Origin of the sequence: Proluteimonas luteida (assembly GCF_021191695.1) — a bacterium.
Taxonomy (GTDB): Bacteria; Pseudomonadota; Gammaproteobacteria; order Xanthomonadales; family Xanthomonadaceae; genus Luteimonas; species Luteimonas luteida.
In genome coordinates, this window is the sequence record NZ_JAIWPT010000004.1 from 1 (window position 1) to 20135 (window position 20135).

Below are 20135 nucleotides of genomic sequence, written 5' to 3' on the forward strand. Positions count from 1 at the left end.
ACGGGGCGGGCGACGAGGTCCGCAAGGTATACGAACACGGTCGGATCAGCTGGCGGGGCGGGAACTGGCGGATCGGCAAGGCCTTCGTCGGCGAGCATGTGGCTGTCCGCCCCGCAGGAGAGGATGGCCAGTACGATGTCTACTGGAGCACGTATCGGATCGCCCGGATCGACAGCACGACCCGGACGGTGAACGCGGGCCGTTCGCTCGCATGACCTGTCCACCATGTCTCCGAACAGGTGTCCACCATGTGTCCGGTCCATACACCCGCACGTGGGAGAGGGGCTCAAAAGCCGGCAGTGATACACGATCGAATCCTGTCAGCCTTCACCGCAAAAACCGATGTCTTGCGCAGGGCATCAGCCCAGCGTCTGCTTCACCCGGTCGGCGGTGGCCTGGTCGATGACGCCTGCGGCGACGGCGTCGTCAAGCGAGGCGCGCGCCGCCTCAGCCCACTTGTCGCCGTATCCGGCCAGATGCTCGGCCCAGATCTCAAGCCGGCCGCTCTCGTCGAGCAGGCGGATCGTCTCGGCGCGATAGGCCGGGTCGTCGTTGCGGATCAGGTTGTTGGCGATCGCCAGCTCGTAGCTGCCGGTGGAACTGCTTTGCTCGTAGTCGAAGCGCGCGGCCTCGCGCTGCTGCTCGGCTTCGCCGAACAGCTCGGGCGATTCGCTTTCGGCCAGTTCGGCCGCCGTCGGGTAGGCATTCTCCAGATAGTCGCGCAGCGCCGCCTCGCGCGACGAGGGCGAAACCGGCAGGTTCGACCCGATGCCGAACACGTCCCAGGCGAAATCGGCGTTGTCCTTGGCCAGCGCGTCGGCGAAGTCGGCCACCTTGTCGGCGGGAATGCCCGCGGCGGTCGCCAGCTCGGTGAACGCCTTCAGGTGCCCCGGGGATGCGGCGATGTCGGGATAGGCCACGATCAGCGCCTGGAAGCCTTCGGCATCGAGTCCCAGCGCCTCGGCCGCCTCGTGCGCCGCTTCGCCGGCGTAGAGCATCTGGTCGATCACCGCCGGGTCCACGCCGGCCGCCTCCATATAGCCGCGCAGTTCCTCGCGGTTCTGGTGCTGCTCGATCTGGTCGCCGACGAAGCCGCCGATGGTCGAGATCACCGTGCCGATCGCATTGACCAGGATGCCGGGCACCTGGCCGCCGGGGAAGGCCGAGACCGCGCTGCCCATGACGCTGAAGGCGTCGCCGATCGCCGCGATCGCATAGCCGACGTTGGCGCCGTCGCCCGCTTTCTGCGCGTTGAGGATCATCGACGTCGCGCTGGCGACCACGCCGAGGGCGGGCGCGAGCCGGGTGGCGAAGGCCAGGGCGCGCGCGGTGTCGTCGCCGTACTGGGCCAGGCGGCCGGCGTCGGCGAAGTGCTTGGTCGCGCCGGCCAGCAGGTTCAGGCCGCTCTCGCCCGCCGAGGCGAAGCCGTTGATCGCCTGCAGATAGTCGCCTTCCGACAGGCTGTCCGCGGCCTTGACCGCGCCGATGACCACGCCGGCGGCGGACAGCGCGCGCTTGAACGGCGACGCGTCGCCGAAGCCGTCGGCGAGCTTCTGCAAGGCGTCGTAGTCGCCCTCGCCGATCTTGTCGAGCAGCGCCAGGCCCTCTGTGAAGCTGTCGATGCCGCCCTTGACGTTCTTGAACAGCGACTGCGCATCCTTGAAGGGCTGCAGCAGTTCCTTCAGCTCGGCGATCGCGCCCTGCAGGTCGTCGCCATGCTTGGCGATGACCTCGACCGCCGCGGCGCCGGTGATCTGCTCGAACAGTTCGCCGGTCAGGGTGTCGGCATGCGCCGCGAAGGCTTCGCCGAGCGCGGAATCGGGGACGGCGGTGATCTCGCCGAGCAGTTCCAGCGCCAGTTCGCCCTTGCCCGCCTCGGCCAGCTGGCCGAGCATGTCGACCACCTGCTGGGCGACGGCGGGGTCGCGGATCGCGGCTTCGAGCAGCGCGTCGCGGTTCTCCTCGACGTAGCTGGCCAGCGCCTCGCCGGCCTCGGCCTCGGCGGCGTAGATTTCGGCGTGGCCCTCGGCGTTGCGGAATTCCTCGATGAACTTGGCCTGCTGTTCGGGCGTCAGCGGCCCGGCGCGCAGCAGGAAGGTGTTGAGCTCCTCGTTGAGCTTGTCGACCTCCTTGCGCGCGGACGCATAATCTTCGGCCAGCGTCTCCAGCGTCGCGCCGGCTTCGCGCGTGGCCTCGGTCCTGCCGACATTGCCGATCTGCAGGCGTCCGGCGACATCGCCCCAGGCGCCGTTGTCGGCGGCGGCATGGCGGATGCCGCCCTCGCTCAGCACGCCGCGTTCGACCGCGACGCCGATGGCGGTGGTCATCGCCTCGCGTGCGGCGTTCATGTCGGCGTCGTTCTGCGCGTAGCCGCCGCTGCCATCGCGGCTGAACAGGCCCCAGTTCGGCGCCATCACCGAATCCAGCACCCCGGCCTCGTCGGCCAGGCGCACCAGTTCGGCCTGATAGGCCGGCTCGGTGGCATGGGCCTGCAACAGTTGCGCCATCTGCCAGGGTGCGCTGATCGCGCCGCTGTCGAGCTGTTCGGCGGCGAAGTCCTCCTGCGCCTGGCGGATCTGCGGCCCTTCGATCCGGGCGATGTCCGGCGGCGGCATTCCCGAGGGACCTTGCGGCAGCGTCGGGCCGCTGGATGCGGCGGGCACCAGCGACTGGTAGGCCTCGCGGACGTCGGCGCCGGCGCGCATGTCGACCGCAGAGGTGACCGCGTTCTGGCCGAAGGCGTCGTGCAGGCGGACGAGGTTCGGCGCATCGAGCTTGGCGGCGAGATCGTTGAGCAGCCCCTGGCGCTCGCTGGCCGGCAATGCCTGCACGTCGCTGTTGAATGCGGACAGCGCCTCCGCGTCCATGCCCGCGACCGCGGTGTTGGCCCCGGCCGGCGTCGCCGTCGACAACGTCTCCGCACTGGGACGCGGCGGCGGGGGCGGTGGTGGAAGCTCGAAGGGACGCTGCGAGACGCTGGCATTCATGAAGGCAACTCCGGCCTGGAAACGGCACCGGCGCACGCAAGACACGCAGCGGCCGGCGTGCCCCGATGCTGCCATGCAGGGCGCTGCGACGGCACTGGGGCCGACCCGAGGTCGCCCTGCGCCCTTGCAGCGCAGGGCGCGTTATCGGGATGTGGCAGCCACCGTGTTCAGCCGGCGCCTTCGATCCGTACGCGCGCACCGGCGCGGGTGATGCGCAGTTCGCTGCCCTGCCACTGCGCCGGCGCGCCGTCGATCGTGGTCGCGCCCGGCACGCTCGGATACGGCCACTGCAGCACCAGCCCGCCCTGCGGCAGGCCGCTGTCGGCGTCGATGTCGAGCAGCAGCGCGCCGCCGTCGCGGCGCAGGCGGTAGCCGACGGTGCCCTGCGGCGTGCGCATGCCGTGCAGGCGCACGCCCTCGCCATCGAACCACGCGGCCGGCACGCCCGCGGCCAGCACCAGGCTGTCGTCGACCTCGCGCACGTAGGCGAACATGTCCAGCGCCGAGCGCACGAAGTCGGAACCGACCCAGGCATGCGGCAGGTCGCCGAGGAAGAACGGCGTGCGCGGCGTCGGCGTGACCACCTCGCCCCACTGGTTCCATGCCAGCGGCGCGCGATGCTCGAAGAACCACTCGCGGACCTCGTTCGCGCGCTCGCGCCAGCCCAGGCGCACGAACGCGGCGACGTTGCGCCATTCGTACGGCGTGTAGTCCTTCCATGGCTCGCGACCGTCGCGGCGGTCGCTGAACTTGGTCCAGTAGCGCTCGAAGGTGTTGGTCAGCAGCGGCTCGGGCAGCCGCCCCTGCTCGCCACCGGGCGCCAGCGCGATCGTCGTCGAGGTGGCGTCGAAGTCGCCGAGCTCGGCCGCACCGGGCAGGAAGTCGATGCCGTGCAGCTGCGCGGCGGCGCGCAGCGACGCGTCGAGGTCCACGCGGAACTCGTCGCGCGCGGCGGTCATGCGCGGGATGTCACCCGTCCTGCCCAGCGCCTCGGCGATCTCCACCGCATCCTTGTAGCCGCGCAGCGCCCAGAAGTTGTCCCAGTACGAGTGCATCGGCTTGGCCGAATAGCCCTCGTGGCTGATCGAGGCCGGCATCATGCCGTAGAAGGCTTCGTTGACCGCGCGGTTGGCCTCGGTGCGCTCGCTGGCGCGCAGCACCTCCATGTAGTCGAAGGCGCCGACCACGTGCGGCCACATCGCTTCGAGGAAGGCATCGTCCTTGGTGTAGCGCCAGTACTCGGCGATGTTGAAGATCAGCTCGCCGTGGCTGTCGTTCTCGGGCACCGGGTCGCTGCCGCGGTCGTCGACGCAGCACGGCACCATGCCGTTGTCGAACTGGTAGGGCGCGTACCACTCGACGTATTCCTTCACGACCTCGGGCCGGCCCATGCGCAGCAGGCCTTCGGAAATCATCGCGCCGTCGCGGATCCAGCTGCGCGCATAGGAACGCGTGCCCGGCTGCAGCCGCGGCCCGATCCGCGAGATCAGCATGTGCGCCAGCGACGTGCGCAGGGTGTCGGCCAGCGGCTTGCCGGCCAGCGGCACCTCGATGCCGACCTCGCCCAGCTTGCCGCGCCACTCGGCCGCCACGGCGTCCTGCCAGGCCTGCGGGTTCCAGGCATCCGGCGCGGATGCCGCGCCGGTCATCGGCACCAGCAGGTCGAACTCGCGCGACTGGCCCGGCTGCAGGTGTACGCGATAGACCAGTGCGCCGGAGGCCAGCGCCTGCGGGTCATCGACCTCGGCCGTGTCCGGCAGCGTGCCCGCTGCGATGTGCTCGACCTCCATGCCGGCGTCGAACGTGGTCGCGAAGGCGGCCTGCGCCGGCTCGCGCGCGAATACCCGCGGCGTGCCGTCGACGCTGATCCGGTCCGGCGCGACCGACAGCGCACGCAGCGGGCTGACGCCTCCGGTGATGTTCAGGAACTGGCTCGGCGGATTGACCTGCAGCGGCCGCACCGCGAGCACCAGTTCGTAGTCGCGCGGCTGGGTGCCGGGATTGGTCAGCCGGTAGCGGGCGACCAGTTGCGAAGCCTCCGGCGTGCCGCGGGCGAAACCGGTCACGCGCAGCAGCGCCGCCTCATGGGTCCAGTCCACGTTCGGGATCGGCAGGTAGTCGTCCTGCAGCGACTGGGCGATGTCGGCATCGGCCCAGGTCACCAGGGTGTCGCCGGCGCGCACGAAGGGTTCGATCGAGAAGCCGCCGGCCGCGACCTCGATCGCGCCGTCCTCGCCGATCAGGCCCTGCTGGGTGCCGCCGTCGAGGCCGAGGATCGTCCAGTACGGCTGCTCGCCGCTGAAGCCGCGCGGGAACTGGCCGCGCGGGCGATCGGCCGCGACCGCCTTGACGAAATCGTTCGGATGCGCCGAGACCGCCAATGGCTGCAGCGTGGCCTCGGCCAGCGCGAAGCCGTCGGCCGGACCCGCGCGCAGGTCCAGGCCGACGAAGCGCGCCTCCGATTCGGGCAGCGACAGCCAGTCGACGCCACCGTTGCCGCCCGCGACGCTGCGCACCTCGCGCCAGTGCTCGCCATCGTCGGACAGCGACACCGCGTAGTCCGACGCCTGGCGACCGGGCTGCCACTGCAGGCGCAGGCCCCCGAATTCGCGCAGCTTGCCCAGGTCGAGCACCAGCGACTGCGGCGCGGCGCCGGTCTGCCAGGCGCTGTCGGCATCGCCGTCGACCGCGTTGCCTGCGGCATCGGGCGTGGTCGTCGATGCGGCGGTGGCGGTCAGCGGCGAGTCGTCGTCGGCCGGCAGCGTTTCGAAGGTGAGTTCGTCGAAACAGACGGTACCCTTGCCGCCGGCGTTGTTGTAGATCGTGAACTCGAGCTTCGCGCTGCTGCGCAGGGTCCGGTCCGGGTCCGGCCCCCAGGCCCTGTCGATGTGGCGCTTGCGGTAGCGCACCCCGGTCCAGTCGGCCGGGAAGTCGTACTTCGGCCGGTTGACCCACCAGACGTTGTCGCCGCTGGCGTCGATGAGCTTGAACTGCAGGTCGTTGGCCGGCGAATCGCCACGCAGGCGGAAGCCGAAGCGGTAGTTGTCCGGATAGTCGAGCGGCAGATCGCGCTGGATGCCGACGTGGCCGGAGACGCCGTTGTAGTGGTAGTCCAGGCACAGCGCCTTGCCATCGTCGACATCGACCTGGCGCAGCGTGCCGGTGACCTGGTTGGAGGTGACCACCTGCCACGGCGAAAGATCCTCGAAGTCGTCGAGCACGCGGACTTCGCCGTCGGCAGGTACGGCGGCATCGCCGGAAGGCGTCGGCGAGACGTCGCAGGCGGCAAGTGCGGTCGCCATTGCGACGATGCCCGCGACGCGCACGAAGCGACGCGGTTCACGGGACGCGACGGTGTCGCCAGCAGGCGTCATGTCGGTGTCGGCAGGCGCGCGGTGCGCGCGGGTGTCGAGGATCTTCATGCGGTGCGTTGGCTCCGTGGTTCGGACGGGTGTTTCGGTGGATCCGAATTCGCGCATTGACTGAAGGCTCGCAAGCACTTCAGTCGATGAAGTTCTGTTGCCATCCATGGCGCGACATCACGGACGCCGGGACGGCCCTGCCCGGCCATCCATGGCCGGGCGTTCGGACGCGCGCGCGGCGGTGCCGCGCAAACGCGCGTCCTCACCCCTTGACGCTTCCAAGCAGCAGGCCCTGGATGTAGTAACGCTGCAGCGCGAGGAACAGCAACAGCACCGGGATCACGGTGACGACGGCGCCGGCCATCATCATCTCGACATCCTGGATGTGCTCGCGCGACAGCGCCGCCAGCGCCACCGGCAGGGTGTAGTTGCTCTGGTCGGTCAGCACGATCAGCGGCCACATGAAGTCGTTCCACGCAGCCATGAAGGTGAAGATCGTCAGCGTCACCAGCACCGGCTTGAGCATCGGCAGCACGATCTGGAAGAAGATCCGCAACTCGCCGGCGCCGTCGATGCGCGCCGCTTCCAGCAGTTCGTCGGGAATCGAACGTGCGTACTGGCGCACCAGGAAGATGCCGAACACGGTCGCCAGGCCCGGAATGATCACCGCGCCGAAGCTGTTGACCAGGCCCATGCCCTTCATCATCAGGAACAGCGGCAGCATCGCCACCTGCGCCGGGATCACCAGCGCGGCCAGCAGGATCTGGAACAGTCGCTCGCGGCCGCGGAAACGCAGCTTGGCGAACGCGTAGCCGGCCATCGTGTTGATCAGCAGCGCGCCGACGGTGATCGCGCCGGAGATCATCAGGCTGTTGGCGAAATAGCGGCCCATGCCGGCGCGCGCGAACAGTTCGTGGTAGTTGTCGAAGGTGATCGCCGACGGCAGCAGCGGCGGCGGAAATCCGCTGGCCTCGCCGGTGGGCATGAACGACACCGACAGCATCCACGCCAGCGGCGCCAGCGCGATGACCGCCAGCACCGCCAGTGCGCCGTTGACCAGCCACGCCGACCAGCGCGACGCCCCGACCTCGTGGTAGCGCCCCGCCCGGCTCATACCAGCTCCCGGCGGCGGCCGAAGCGCAGCAGCAGCGTGGTCACGCCGAGGATGATCAGGAACAGCAGGAATGCCACCGCCGACGCGCGGCCGAGGTTCCACCACATGAAGCCTTCCTCGTACATGAAGTACAGGACGCTGACCGTGCTCTGCAGCGGGTCGCCGCGGGTCATGACGTAGGGCTCGGCGAACAGCTGGAAGTAGCCCGACACGGTGATCACCGCGACCACCAGCAGCACCGGCCCCAGCATCGGCAGCGTGACGTGCACGAACTGCTTCCAGCGCGAGGCGCCGTCGATGCGCGCGGCCTCGTAGAGGTCTTCGGGAATCGCCGCGAGGCCGGCGATGAAGATCACCATGTTGTAGCCGAAGTTCTTCCACACCGCGAACAGGATGATCGTCGGCATCGCCCACGCCGGGTCGCCGAGCCAGTCCACCGGCGAGATGCCGACATGGCCCAGCGCCCAGTTCACCAGGCCGTAGCTGGTATGGAACAGGTAGCGCCAGATCACCGCGACCGCGACCAGCGTGGTCACCACCGGTGCGAACAGCGCGGTGCGGAACAGGCCCTTGAAGCGCGCGAGCTTCGCGTTGAGCAGCAGCGCCGCGCCCAGCGAGACCGCGATCGACAGCGGCACGCCGATGACGACGAAGTACGCGGTGTTGCCCAGCGACTTCCAGAACAGCGGCGTCTGCAGCAGGTCCCAGTAGTTGCCCAGCGCGACGAAGCGCAGGTGCGAGATGTCGGCCAGCGCGTACAGGTCGAAGTCGGTCAGGCTCAGCAGCAGTGCCGATGCGACCGGAATGCCGAAGAACACCCCGAGCACGATCAGCGCGGGGCCGGCGAAGATCCAGCCGGCGGTGCTAGCGCGCATGGGCGGCACCTTCCTGCGCGCGCACCCAGCGCCGCTTCTCCAGCAGCGTGTCGACGCGTGCGTCGAGCTCGCGCAGCGCCGTGTCCTGCGGCATCCCGCCGCGCACCACGCGCTCGCTGGCCAGGCGCATCTCCTGCACGATGCGCTCCCATTCCAGCACCTTGGGCGTCGGGCGCACGCGCTCGAGCTGGTCGCGGAACGCGAGTGCGTACGGATCCTCGCGCAGCTGCGGGAAGTCCCAGGTGCTGCGCCGCGGCGGCAGGTTGCCGATCATCGCGTGGAAGCGCTGCTGGATGTCGGGGCGCGACAGGAATTCCATCAGCTGCCAGCTCGCGTCCTTGTTCGGGGAATCGCGGAACAGCACCAGCGAGGTGCCCCCGGCGATGCCCGCCCCCGGCCCGTCCGGCCCCGGCAGCGGCGCGGTGCCCCACTGGTCCTGCAGTGCGGCCGGCATGCGGTTGCGGAACTCGCGGATGTTCCATGGCCCGGACACGTAGAACGCGAAGAACCCGCGCCCGAATTCGTCCCAGACGTTGGAGATCTGGGTCTCGGACATCTTCGGCGCCCAACCCTGCTCGAACATGTTGGCGTAGAACGCCAGCGCGCGGCGGAAGCCGGGACTCTCGAAGTTGCCGCGGGTGTCGTCGTCGCGCAGCAGCGGATCGTCCTGCTGCAGGCCGAACGACAGCAGTTGCTCGAATTCGTTGAGCGGCACCATCACCGCGTAGCGCGACGGCCCGACATGCGCCTTGACCGCCGCCATCGCGGCCTCCCACTCGGCCCATGTCGCCGGCAGCGCGGCCACGCCCGCCTCGGCCAGGATGTCCCTGCGGTAGAAGATCAGGCGCGTGTCGATGTACCACGGCACGCCGAGCAGCGTGCCGTCGACGACGTTGGTCTGCCAGATCCCGGGGAAATAGTCGGCCTCGTCGATCTCCGGCGAGGCGTCGACGCGCGACTGCAGCGGTTCCAGCGCACCCAGCACCGCGAACTCGGGCACCCAGGTGTTGCCGAGCTGGCAGATGTCGGGCAGCGCATCGGCGGCGAACGCGGTCAGCAGCTTCTCGTGCGCCGACGTCCACGGGATCTGCTGCACCTGCACGCGGATGCCCGGATGCGTGGCCTCGAACTCGCGCACCAGCTCCGACACCACCTCGGCCTCGCGACCCATCGCCCAGAACCGGATGACGACGTCGTCCGACGTGCGCGCGCAGCCGGCCAGCAGCAGGACAAGGGCGACGAGCGCCCACCACGCACGCCCGGGTACGGTCGCACCCCGGCCTGTCACCCGCCTGCCCGCCGCCTGCCGGGCCATCCTCAGTCCGCCGGCTCGGGTTCGGACGCGCGTCCCGGTGCGGGTGCGGGTGCGGGCGCGTCGCGGTCCGGCGCGCGGTTGGCGGCGCGCGACTCGGCGATGCCGATCGAACGCGCCATCGCCGCGTCGACGTCCGGCGGACCGGAATCCTTCGGCTCGTCGTCGCCGGCAAGCCAGCCGCCGGTGAAGCCGGCGCGTTCCAGACCGGTGCGGATGTAGGGATTGCGCTTCATCACCTCCCAGACGAAATCGTTTCTGTAATTGGCGATCATCGCCAGGATCGGCCCCTGGTCGATGGCGATGTAGTCGCTGGCCACCCAGCCCCTGCCCGGCACCAGGCGCCCGGTCTTCAGCGGCACGTCCTCGTAGTCGAAGCTGGGATTGAACGCGTCGAGGAAGCCGTAGCTGGAGTACAGGTAGTCGCCATAGCGGCGGTGCAGTTCCTCGGTCGCCGGGATCACGATCTCCGGCGCGAACGCGATCGACGCCACTGCCGCGGTCGGCGCGATCGTGCCGTCGTCGAAGGCGACGTCCAGGCCGGCGCCGCGCGCGGTGTAGTGGCGGAACTCGCGCTGCTCGCCGTTGTAGTCCTGGTCGGTGCGCTGCGGCCCGTCGCTGGCGGTCAGGCCCCAGACGTTCTCGCCGTAGTCCTTCCAGCCCATCGGGTTGTCGATCGCGTACTGGCGCTGGGCGTAGGTCGCGCGGCGGCTGTTCTCGAAGTAGTCGATGCCGCGGCGGCGCATGTACTCGTCGCGGATGCCGCGGAAATCGATCCAGACGTGGCTGTACTGGTGGCCGAAATGCGGCGCGAAGCTCAAATACTCCTGGCCGCGGAACACGCCCCACAGGTTGTCGTAGGTACGCGTCCACACTTCCCACGCCTCGGGTTCGACCGGGTGCGTCGGCGATCCGAGCGCGAGGATGTAGACCAGCATCGCCTCGTCGTAACCGGTCCAGTCGTGCTCGATGAAGCCGCTCTCGGGGTACCAGCCCATCGAGATCAGCGGCTTGCGCTGCTGCAGGAACGGCCAGCGCACGTTGCGGTACAGCTGGTCGGCGAGTTCGCGGATCTCGACCTCGCGCGGGTCGTCGCGGTCGTAATAGGACTGTGCGAACAGCACGCCCATCATCATCAGGCCGGTATCGACGCTCGACAGTTCGACCCACGGCTCGTAGCGATGGCCCTGGTCCATGTCGATGAAGTGGTAGAAGAAGCCCTGGTGCCCGCCGGTGCCGGTGGCCTGTGGCCCCATCTTCACGTCACGAAAGAACTTCAGCGTCGTCAGGGTACGGTCCACGGCCTGGGTGCGGCTGACCCAGCCACGCTCGATGCCGATCGGATAGGCGGTCAGCGCATAGCCCACCGCCGCGACGCTGGAGAACGGCCGCGACGGGAAACGGTCGGGCGTCAGCCCATTGACCTCGTTGGTCGTGTCCCAGAAGAACTGGAACGTGCGCCGCTCGATGTCGGCGAACAGCGGCGGCAGCTCCGGCGGGCCCTGCGGCTCCGCCTCGGGCGGCAACAGCTCCGGCAACTGTGCGATCGGTCCGGGCTTGGGCGGCGGCACCGCGGGTTCGGCCGGTTCCTGCCTGCCGCAGCCGGCCAGGAACAGGGCGGCAAGCGCGACGAGCATCAGGAATTGGAACGCACGCAGACGGGATCGCATCGTGGAAGGAACCTCGCGGTGAAATCGTTTTCAGGGGCCAGTATAAAACTGCCGATCATCCGACGAGGATGACCGGCAGCGGTGGGTGTTACCAGTCGATGCCGAACGACAGCTTGAAGGTGCGCGTCGGCAGCTGGATGCCGTCCTCGTGCTGGCCGAAGTTCTCCGCCACCCAATTGTCGTTGTAGCTGTTCCAGTTGCGGCGGTTGGTCACGTTCAGGATGTCGCCACGGACCCGGAAGCTGATGTCGTCGGACACCTGCCAGACCTTGTTGGCGGCGAGATCGAGCTGCAGCAGGCCGATCGTGCCGTCGGGACGGTACGACGACGGGAAGCACACGTCCCGACAATCGTTGGACACGCGGTAGCGCATGCTTTCCATCGTCAGCTTGCCCGAATAGGTGATGCCGCCCGGTCCGTCCCAGATCGCGGTACCGACGAAGCGGTGCCGCGGCACCTGCGCCACCGGCAGCCAGCCGAAGTAGCCCGCATACGGATAGTCGAAGATCCCCGCCCCGTCCTCGGCGGAGTTGCGCTCGGCGTCGGTGTAGGTATAGGCCAGCGTGACGCCCCAGCCCGATGCATTGGTATAGGGCTTGTCCATCTTCATCAGCAGGGTGTTGGTCTTGGTCTCCAGGCCGTTGTCGACCAGCACGATGCGACCGAACGGCGCGTCGAAGTCCCAGGGCGTGCCCCAGTTCGCGTCCGGCGGGAAGAAGCTGCCATCCGGACGGCGGTTGCCCAGGCGCACCGACAGGCCGTCGTAACTGCGGATGTGGGCGACGGCGACCTCGCTGTTCCAGCTCGTCTCGCCGAAATCCCAGGTGTTGCGGATGCCGAGGCTGAACTGGTCGGAGTACGGCACCTTCAGGTCGTTGTTGATCAGGTAGAACTCGCGCGAGACATCGCCTGCGGCCACCAGCTGGTCGAGACCGGCCTCGGTCAGGTAGACCGGGTCCCACGCCACGCAGCCGTTGGCGTTGCGGCACACGCCGTCGGCATCGACGAAGTAGGCGCGATACGGACCGGCGTAGGTCGTGGTCTGCTGTTCCTTCTGCAGGTTGGTGAACAGGTTGCGGTCGTAGGAACGCCCGGCGCCGCCGAAGATCACGTTGCGCTGGTCGCCGCCGATGTCGTAGGAGAAGCCGATGCGCGGCTGCCACGCCGACTTGTAGCTGCTGCGGTTGTTGCCGTTGCTGATGTAGTTCTCGACATCGATGTCGGAGTTCTGCAGGTTCGGATGGTTGCGCATGTTCTCGGCAAGATCCGCCGGCGTGACGAAGTCCTCGTAGACCGGCGTGGTCTCGTAGTCCCAGCGCACGCCGAGGTTCAGCGTCAGGTGGTCGTTGACCTCCCAGTCGTCCTGGATGTACAGGCCCAGCTGGGTGTTGTCCGACGTGGTGAAGCCGCCTGCGGTGCCGGGGATGCCGCGGCCGAACTCGACCCGGTACGGCTGCTCCGTGCTCTGGTGGATGTCGTAGTAGAACTGCGGATTGGAGAAATTGCGCTCGGTCGCGTTGACGTCGACCTTCTTGTACTTCACGCCCATCTTCAGCGTGTGGCGGTCCCAGCCGGTGAAGGTCAGGTCGTTCTGGAACGACCAGCCCTCCTGGCCCTTGTCCTGGTTGTTGGAACCGGCGCCGGAACTGACGATGTTCTGGGGATTGTCGCGCTCGTTCTGGTCGTTGTAGTCGGAGACGGTGAGGATGTAGCCGATGCCGTCCGCCAGCGGCCTGGGCGTCCATGCCGTGTCCTCGTAGGTCAGGTGCATGTCGTTGAGCCAGCTGTCGCCGCTGAACTGCCAGCGCAGGTCGTAGCGGGTGACGTCGTTGGTGATGAACGTCGCGCGGTCGACGGTGAACGCACCGTCGTTGCGGATGGTCTCTTCCTCCTCGCGGATCTGCGCGGACAGTTCGACGAGGTTGTTGTCGTTGACCGACCAGCTCAGCTTGCCGAAGTACATGTCCTGCTTGAACGGGGAGTTCGCCGGGCCGATGCCGGCGAGCAGGAAGTCAGGCACGTCGTCCACGTCATAGCGCCCCTGCTGCCCCAGCCCGAGGGTCTTCGGGGTCACGTATTCCTTGGCCTCGTAGGCCACGAAGAAATGCAGCCTGTCCTCGAGGATCGGACCGGCGAAGGACACGCCGTACTGCTCTTCCTTCGAGTCGACCTTGTTCCCGGACTTGATCTCGGCCGGTGTCCTGGCGCGCCACTCGGTACCCGTCCTGTCCCAGAAGAAGCTGCCCTCGAAATCGTTGGTGCCGCTGCGGGTGGCGGCGACGATCGCCGCGCTGCTGATCTGGTCGAACTCGGCCTTGTAGTTCGAGGTGATGACCTTGTACTCGCCGATCGCCGACTGCGGGAACGGATTGCCGCGGCTGGTGTCCTGGCCGGGCACGCCGCCGGGCATGGTGTAGCTCTTCTGGCCCACGCCGTCGATGAACACGTTGATGTTGTTGGCCGACTGGCCGCCCGAGCGCAGCTTGGTGTTGCCGTTGCCGTCCTGGGTGAACACCATGCCGGGCACGGTGTCGGCGAACGCGAGGAAGTTGCGCGTGCCCTGCGGCAGCGATTCGATCTGCTTCTGGCTCACGTACGTGGCCACTTCCGAAGTCCGGGTCTCGACCAGTGCCGTCGCGGTGACCCGGACCGTGTCCATGTCGGTCGCCTCGCCCGCCGGCGCCGCCTCGGCCACGCCGCCGACGCCCAGGTTCAGCGTCGCCACCTGGCCCACGGCGACGGTCACCGTCTGCGACGTGCTCTGCCCGTCCGCGGTCACGTCCAGCCGGTAGGTGCCCGGCGGCAGGCCGCCGAGGCTGTAGTTGCCGTTGGCATTGGCCTGCACGCTGCGGGTCAGGCCGGTGGCGGTGTTGGTCGCGGTGACGCGCGCATCGGTGGCCGGGGTCGAATCGGCCATGACCTGGCCGCGGATGGTGGCGGCGGTCGACTGCGCAAGCACGGCCGGCGCCGCAAGGGCCATGCAGCCGGCCAGTGCGCAGCTGAGCAGGGTACGGGCGAGTGGCCTTGGATGGACGGGGGACTGGCACATGGACTGGCTCATGGATGTTTCTCTTTTTCTAGGGAATGGAGAGTGCGGCGGCTGCGGGGGGCGGCGCCGCGGAACAGGACGTATGGGATGGCACCGGCTACGGACGATGCGGATGTGCGATCGGGGGCTCGCACACGAGGCAGCTGTCGCCGGGTACTTCTGGTTGGATGACTGCCCCTCCCAAGGCATTGCACCTCATTGCAGTAATGGATCAGCCGGACGCGGCCACCTGTTTCGGACCGCCGTCCGGCATGGCATCGCCGTGGCCCGCCACGCCGGCATGCCGGACGCCGCAGGAATCGCGCACCACCAGTTCGGTCTGCAGCAGGTCCGGTGCACCGGCTTCTGCGGCCGGTTGCGGCCGGGTATCCGGCAGTCCGATATCGAGCAGCTTCCTGATCGCGCGCGCGCCCAGTTCAGCGATGTCGACGCGCATCGTCGTGAGGGCCGGGTGAACGTAGCGTGCAAGCGGCACGTCGTCGAAACCGACGACCGCGATGTCCTCGGGCGTGCGCACGCCACCGCGCCCGAGGGCGTACAGGCAGCCGATCGCCATCATGTCGTTGGCGGCGAAGATCGCGTCGGGCCGGGCCTCGGACGCCAGCAGCGCCTGCCCGGCCTGGTGGCCGGAGTCCTCGTCGAAACGTCCCGGCAGCACCCAGGGGGCCGCACCGCCCGCGTCCCCGGCCAGCGCGTCGCAGTAGCCGCGCAGCCGCTCGCGCGCGTCGTCGTTGTTGTCCGGGCCGGCAATGAAGGCGATGCGGCGGTAGCCGGCGCCGAGCAGGTGCCGGGTCATGGCCAGCGCACCGCCGTGGTTGTCGATGCCCAGCGCCGGGTGGTCGGCGCCGCGCGCCGCGTTGATCAGCACCAGCGGCATGCTGGCGTCGACATTGCCCGACAGGAAGCCGTCGTCATGCAGGTACGGCGACATCAGCAGCAGGCCGTCGACGCGGCCGCGCATCGCCCGCAGCGCCGCACCCTGCGCTTCCGGGTCGCCGTGGTAGCTGGACACCAGCAGGTGCTGGCCGCGCACGCGCGCGACCTGGTCGATGCCGCGCATCAGTTCGGAAAAGAACTCGCCGTGCAGATCCGGCAGCACGACGCCGATGGTCTGGGTGCGCCGGCTGCTGAGGCTGCGGGCCGCATGGTGCGGGCTGTAGCGCAACTCGCGCGCGGCATCGAGCACCCGGCGCCGCACCGGCTCGGCGACGTTCTGGTGGCCGTTGAGCGCCCGCGACACGGTCGCGACCGAGACCCTGGCCCGCTGGGCGACATCTTTGATGGTGACGCTCACCCTGCCCTCCGCGGTTGCGCGATGTCGCGAATGTAAGCGTTTTCAACCGGCAGCGCAAAGAAAATCCAATGAAATGAATATGTTGCGATGCAGCATCCAGGTCGGCGCCAGCCCGCAGGCCGGGCCGACGCGCCCGATGCGTGCGCCGCCGCCGGACCGCATCGCCGATCGTCCGCGCAGGGCGTGGCACCTACCTGCATCCCGAACCCCGCCCGGTCGTCCGCACCGTGGCGATCCAGCGCGTCGGGGGCGTCGCCCCGACCTACTGCCAACGCATCCGACGCAGGCGACTTCAGGGCAGCACGCGTTTGAACGGCCGCACCTCGACACGCACATAGACGCCGGCCGCGACATAGGGGTCGGCATCGGCCCAGGCGCGCGCGGCGTCCAGCGACTCGAATGCGGCGATGACGATGCTGCCGCTGAAGCCGGCGGGCCCCGGATCCTCGGCATCGATCGCCGGACACGGTCCCGCCAGCAGCAGGCGCCCCGCATCGCGCAATGCGCGGAGGCGCGCCAGGTGCGCATCGCGCGCGGCCAGTCGCGCGGCCAGCACGTCCTCGCCGTCGTAACCCTCGATCGCGTACCACATGTCCCATGCCCCGTTGCCGATGAACGGCCAGTGTAGCGGCCGGCGCCGCGCCGCCGAGGCTGGACAGCGCCCGATGCAGCGCTTACCCTGTGCGCCAGATCACCGGCCAGTCACCGCAGCGAAGGCATCCAGCGCCGCCCGCCCGCGGTCGCCCATCGGCCGGCACGGTCCAACGCCACATTCCCGCCCGCCCCTGTCGCCCACAGGTGCGCGTCGTGCGTGGCCAGACCGCAGTCGTCCTCAGAAGTACCCGCAGTGCCCGCGACGGCAGACGCCGCGCGACCGATCCGCCACCGCGTTCGACGCGGACGCAGAGCCCAGCCGTCGTGTCTTGCCCGTGATGCCCTATCCGTGATCCAGCAGTTGTCGTGTGGCCCGGAGGGGCCGCGATCCGAATGACCCAGCCCGCACACGAGACCGCGCCCGTCGCGGCCGCCGCCCATGGCGCTTCGCCGCAGCAGCAGGAAATGCCGCTGGCGGTGGTGCACGGCCAGCCGGTGCTGCAGATTCCGCAGGACCTGTACATCCCGCCCGATGCGCTGGAAGTCATCCTCGAGGCGTTCGAAGGCCCGCTCGACCTGCTGCTGTACCTGATCCGCCGCCAGAACCTCGACATCCTCGACATCCCGGTCGCCGAGATCACCCAGCAGTACGTCGACTACATCGGCGTGATGCAGGAGCTGCGCTTCGAGCTGGCCGCCGAGTACCTGGTCATGGCCGCGATCCTGGCCGAGATCAAGTCGCGGATGCTGCTGCCGCGCCCGCCCGCCGAGGACAGCGACGAGCACGACCCGCGCGCGGACCTGGTCCGGCGGCTGCAGGAATACGAACGCTTCAAGCAGGCGGCCGAGGACCTGGACCGCCTGCCGCGCCAGGACCGCGACACCAGCCCGGCGTCGGCGCTGCTGCCCGAGCGCCCGGCCAACCGCGAGCCGCCGCCGGTGGAACTGCGCGAGATGCTGCTGGCGCTGCACGACGTGCTCAAGCGCGCCGAGCTGTTCACCGGCCATGCGATCCGCCGCGACGCGCTGAGCGTGCGCCAGCGCATGGGCGAGGTGCTGACCCGGCTGACCGGCGGCGCGTTCCACCGGTTCGAGTCGCTGTTCGACGCCAGCGAGGGCCGGCTCGGCGTGGTGGTGACGTTCCTGTCGATCCTGGAGCTGACCAAGGAACGGCTGCTCGACATCGTCCAGGAAGCGCCGCTGGCGCCGATCTACATCAAGTCGCTGGCCGGCGCGGAAGCCGACGGCACCGCGCTGAAGTTCTCCAGCGAGTTCGACGACGACGTGCCGTCCGACCACGACGACACGACGTCCTGACCCCTACCGATCGAGTTCCGAGATGGACCAGTCCCTGATCAACCGCATCGTCGAGGCCGCGCTGCTGGCGGCCACGCAGCCGCTGACCAAGGCGCAGCTCGAGGCGCTGTTCACGCTCGACGAGCCGGCGCCCGAAGGCAGCATCGCGCAGGCGCTCGCCGACCTGCAGGCCGCCAGCGCCGACCGCGGCGTGGAACTGGTGGAGCTGGCCTCGGGCTGGCGCTTCCAGGTCAAGCACGAGGTGCACGGCTGGGTCGCCCGGCTGTGGACCGAACGCCAGACCAAGTACACCCGGGCGACGCTGGAGACGCTGGCGCTGATCGCCTACCGCCAGCCGATCACCCGCGGCGAGATCGAGCAGGTCCGCGGCGTGGCCACCAACAGCAACATCATCAAGGCGCTGGAGGAGCGCGAGTGGATCCGCGTCGTCGGCCACCGCGACATGCCCGGGCGGCCGGAACTGCTGGGCACCACCAAGACCTTCCTCGACTATTTCGGCCTCAAGCGGCTCGACGAACTGCCGCCGCTGTCGGAGCTCAAGGATTTCGCCGAGCTCGACCCGCAGATGCGGTTCAACGACGAGGGCCCGCGTGGCGTCGGCGGCGTCGCCAGCGGGGACGCCGATGAAGCCACGGCCGATGCCGACGCGGCGGCCAACGACGACGGCGGCCCCGGTGGCGAAGACGGATCGTCCGACGAGGTACTGGACATCGCCATCGCGATCGACGAATCGCTGGACATCGAGGTTGACCGCATCGACATGGAGTCCATCGCTGCCGAATCGGCCGATGCCGAACCCGCCGATGCCGGCGCAGAAGCCGGGACCCATAGCGATGCCGATGCCGCCCTCGGCACCGACGCCGCTTCCGGCGACCCGCCGGCGACGGCAACCCATCCGTCCGGCGACGAAGACACCGACGCCGGCACCCCACCCGATGCCGCGGACGCCGATGCCGGCACCGCGCCATCCGACCCACACCCCGAACCACAAGACGCCCTCGCCGCCGACGGCGACAGCGACCGGAGCAATTCATGACGCAACATCGCAACACCCCCGACAAACCCGCCCGCAGCCCGCTGTCGCTCAAGCGCGGCGAGGCACCCGCCGCCGATGCCGCGCCGCGCCTCGAGGAACGCCTGCACAAGGTGCTCGCCCAGGCCGGCCTGGGCTCGCGCCGCGCGCTGGAGCAGCGCATCGCCGACGGCCTGGTCAAGGTCAACGGCGAGGTCGCGCAGACCGGCATGAGCATCAAGGGCGGCGACCGCATCGAACTCGACGGCCGCAGCTTCGTCGCCAGCGCGCTGACCGAGCCGGCCCGCGTGCTGATCTACAACAAGCCCGAGGGCGAGGTCACAACCCGCGAGGACCCCGAGGGACGGCCGACGATCTTCGACGCCCTGCCCGCGCTCAAGGGCGCGCGCTGGATCGCGATCGGCCGCCTCGACATCAACACCACCGGCCTGCTGCTGCTGACCACCGACGGCGAGCTCGCCAACGCGATGATGCATCCCTCCCACGAGGTCGAGCGCGAATACGTGTGCCGCGTGCGCGCTCCCGAGGGCGAGGACACCGTGTCGGACAAGATCGTCGACCGCCTGCAGCGCGGCGTGTCGCTGGAGGACGGCCCTGCGAAGTTCGACGAGATCAAGCGCATCGGCGGCACCGATTCGCACGACTGGTTCCAGGTGCTGCTCAAGGAGGGCCGCAACCGCGAGGTGCGCCGGCTGTGGGAATCGCAGGGCTGCCAGGTCAGCCGCCTCAAGCGCATCCGCTACGGCAACGTGACCCTGCCGCAGCCGCTGCTGCGCGGCCAGTCGCAGGAGCTGCCCGACACCCAGGTCGAAGCGCTGCGCAAGGAACTCAAGCTCGAGGAAGGCCCGCCGCCGGCGCTGACGCTGCAGCCGGTGATCGGACAGCGCAAGGCCGCCAAGTCGACCGTGCACCTCGGGTCGGGCAAGGCCTACGTCAACGGCCACAACACCGCCGACGAAGGCCGCGAGCTGCGCCGCTTCGACCACGTGCGCGAGGACCGCGGCCGTGGCCGTGGCGCGCGCAAGCCGCACGGCGGGCTGACGGTCAGCGGCGACGCGGCCGCCAAGCAGTCGCAGAAGCCGTTCAAGCAGCGCAAGGACAAGGGCGCGCGCGCGCTGCCCGAGGGCAATCCGGCCGCGTTCCGCACCTGGTACGTGCCCGAGGGCGTGGAGACCGGCCCCAGCGGCCACCGCAACGCGGACGGGCGCGGCCCGAAGAAGCCCTACGGCGGCGCCGCGAAGAAGCGCGGACCGGGGGGTGGACAGGGCCAGGGCGCGCGCAGCGGCACCGGCGCGGCACGCCCGCGCGCGCCGTACGGCCACCCCGACAGCGCGCCGTCTTTCCCGTCCGATCATGCCAATCCCGGCAGCTTCAATCCCAACGCCGGCCCGCGTGGTCCGCGTCCGGGTGGCAACCGTGGTCCAAAGGGGCCGGGCGGGCGCGGACCGGGCGGCGGCAATCGCGGCCCAGGCGGTCGCCCGCCGGGTGGCGGCAACCGCGGTCCGCGCGGCGGCAACCGCTGAGGAAA

At 69.4% G+C, this 20135-nt stretch carries 12 protein-coding genes and 1 pseudogene; 4 read left to right on the forward strand and 9 right to left on the reverse strand.

Annotated elements, in window-relative coordinates:
• Positions 1-215, forward strand: a pseudogene (locus LDO26_RS04820) (hypothetical protein); the annotation flags it as partial.
• 144 nt (positions 216-359) lie between these two features.
• On the opposite strand, the gene LDO26_RS04825 reads toward LDO26_RS04820, so the two are convergent.
• The 9 genes from LDO26_RS04825 to LDO26_RS04865 form a co-directional block, all read right to left on the reverse strand.
• Positions 360-2987, reverse strand: a complete 2628-nt coding sequence (locus tag LDO26_RS04825; protein ID WP_232129952.1) for a hypothetical protein — start codon at positions 2985-2987, stop codon at positions 360-362.
• A gap of 167 nt (positions 2988-3154) precedes the next feature.
• A complete protein-coding gene (locus tag LDO26_RS04830; protein WP_435594040.1) occupies positions 3155-6289 on the reverse strand; it encodes a discoidin domain-containing protein in 3135 nt (1044 codons plus the stop codon).
• A 322-nt stretch (positions 6290-6611) separates the two neighbouring features.
• Complete coding sequence (locus LDO26_RS04835) at positions 6612-7463, reverse strand: carbohydrate ABC transporter permease (RefSeq protein WP_232129954.1); 852 nt, start codon at positions 7461-7463, stop codon at positions 6612-6614.
• On the reverse strand, positions 7460-8338 hold the full coding sequence (locus LDO26_RS04840) for a carbohydrate ABC transporter permease (protein ID WP_232129955.1): 879 nt from the start codon (positions 8336-8338) through the stop codon (positions 7460-7462). The genes LDO26_RS04835 and LDO26_RS04840 overlap by 4 nt, the downstream gene beginning before the upstream one ends.
• A complete protein-coding gene (locus tag LDO26_RS04845) occupies positions 8328-9653 on the reverse strand; it encodes a sugar ABC transporter substrate-binding protein (protein WP_435594031.1) in 1326 nt (441 codons plus the stop codon). Before LDO26_RS04845 ends, LDO26_RS04840 begins: the two co-directional genes overlap by 11 nt.
• 2 nt (positions 9654-9655) lie before the next feature.
• Positions 9656-11320 carry a glucoamylase family protein gene (locus LDO26_RS04850; RefSeq protein ID WP_232129956.1) on the reverse strand — a complete coding sequence of 555 codons (1665 nt, stop codon included), beginning with the start codon at positions 11318-11320 and terminating at the stop codon, positions 9656-9658.
• 88 nt (positions 11321-11408) lie between these two features.
• The gene (locus LDO26_RS04855; RefSeq protein ID WP_435594041.1) at positions 11409-14369 is read right to left on the reverse strand and encodes a TonB-dependent receptor; all 2961 of its coding nucleotides are present in this window, start codon (positions 14367-14369) and stop codon (positions 11409-11411) included.
• A 211-nt stretch (positions 14370-14580) separates the two neighbouring features.
• Positions 14581-15663, reverse strand: a complete 1083-nt coding sequence (locus tag LDO26_RS04860; RefSeq protein ID WP_232129958.1) for a LacI family DNA-binding transcriptional regulator — start codon at positions 15661-15663, stop codon at positions 14581-14583.
• Between the two features lie 292 nt (positions 15664-15955).
• Positions 15956-16255, reverse strand: coding sequence for a YciI family protein (locus LDO26_RS04865; protein ID WP_232129959.1), 300 nt, complete (start codon positions 16253-16255; stop codon positions 15956-15958).
• 395 nt (positions 16256-16650) lie between these two features.
• On the opposite strand from LDO26_RS04865, the gene LDO26_RS04870 reads away from it, so the two are divergent.
• Genes LDO26_RS04870 through LDO26_RS04880 form a run of 3 tightly spaced genes read left to right on the forward strand, consistent with a single transcriptional unit; the run spans position 16651 to position 20130 of the window.
• On the forward strand, positions 16651-17574 hold the full coding sequence (locus tag LDO26_RS04870) for a segregation and condensation protein A (RefSeq protein WP_232129960.1): 924 nt from the start codon (positions 16651-16653) through the stop codon (positions 17572-17574).
• Positions 17575-17596: 22 nt separating this feature from the next.
• Positions 17597-18610: an SMC-Scp complex subunit ScpB gene (gene scpB, locus LDO26_RS04875; RefSeq protein WP_435594032.1), complete on the forward strand. Its 1014-nt coding sequence runs from the start codon at positions 17597-17599 to the stop codon at positions 18608-18610.
• A complete protein-coding gene (locus tag LDO26_RS04880; RefSeq protein ID WP_232129961.1) occupies positions 18607-20130 on the forward strand; it encodes a pseudouridine synthase in 1524 nt (507 codons plus the stop codon). Before scpB ends, LDO26_RS04880 begins: the two co-directional genes overlap by 4 nt.
• Positions 20131-20135 lie beyond the last annotated feature (5 nt).

Bases quoted from the DNA above. Each gene is read 5' to 3' on its own strand.
- LDO26_RS04880 (WP_232129961.1), top strand. From the start codon at position 18,607: ATGACGCAACATCGCAACACCCCCGACAAACCCGCCCGCAGCCCGCTG.
- LDO26_RS04870 (WP_232129960.1), top strand. From the start codon at position 16,651: ATGACCCAGCCCGCACACGAGACCGCGCCCGTCGCGGCCGCCGCCCAT.
- LDO26_RS04835 (WP_232129954.1), bottom strand. From the start codon at position 7,463: ATGAGCCGGGCGGGGCGCTACCACGAGGTCGGGGCGTCGCGCTGGTCG.
- LDO26_RS04845 (WP_435594031.1), bottom strand. From the start codon at position 9,653: ATGGCCCGGCAGGCGGCGGGCAGGCGGGTGACAGGCCGGGGTGCGACC.
- LDO26_RS04825 (WP_232129952.1), bottom strand. From the start codon at position 2,987: ATGAATGCCAGCGTCTCGCAGCGTCCCTTCGAGCTTCCACCACCGCCC.
- LDO26_RS04855 (WP_435594041.1), bottom strand. From the start codon at position 14,369: ATGTGCCAGTCCCCCGTCCATCCAAGGCCACTCGCCCGTACCCTGCTC.
- LDO26_RS04830 (WP_435594040.1), bottom strand. From the start codon at position 6,289: ATGGCGACCGCACTTGCCGCCTGCGACGTCTCGCCGACGCCTTCCGGC.
- LDO26_RS04850 (WP_232129956.1), bottom strand. From the start codon at position 11,320: ATGCGATCCCGTCTGCGTGCGTTCCAATTCCTGATGCTCGTCGCGCTT.
- LDO26_RS04840 (WP_232129955.1), bottom strand. From the start codon at position 8,338: ATGCGCGCTAGCACCGCCGGCTGGATCTTCGCCGGCCCCGCGCTGATC.
- LDO26_RS04865 (WP_232129959.1), bottom strand. From the start codon at position 16,255: ATGTGGTACGCGATCGAGGGTTACGACGGCGAGGACGTGCTGGCCGCG.
- scpB (WP_435594032.1), top strand. From the start codon at position 17,597: ATGGACCAGTCCCTGATCAACCGCATCGTCGAGGCCGCGCTGCTGGCG.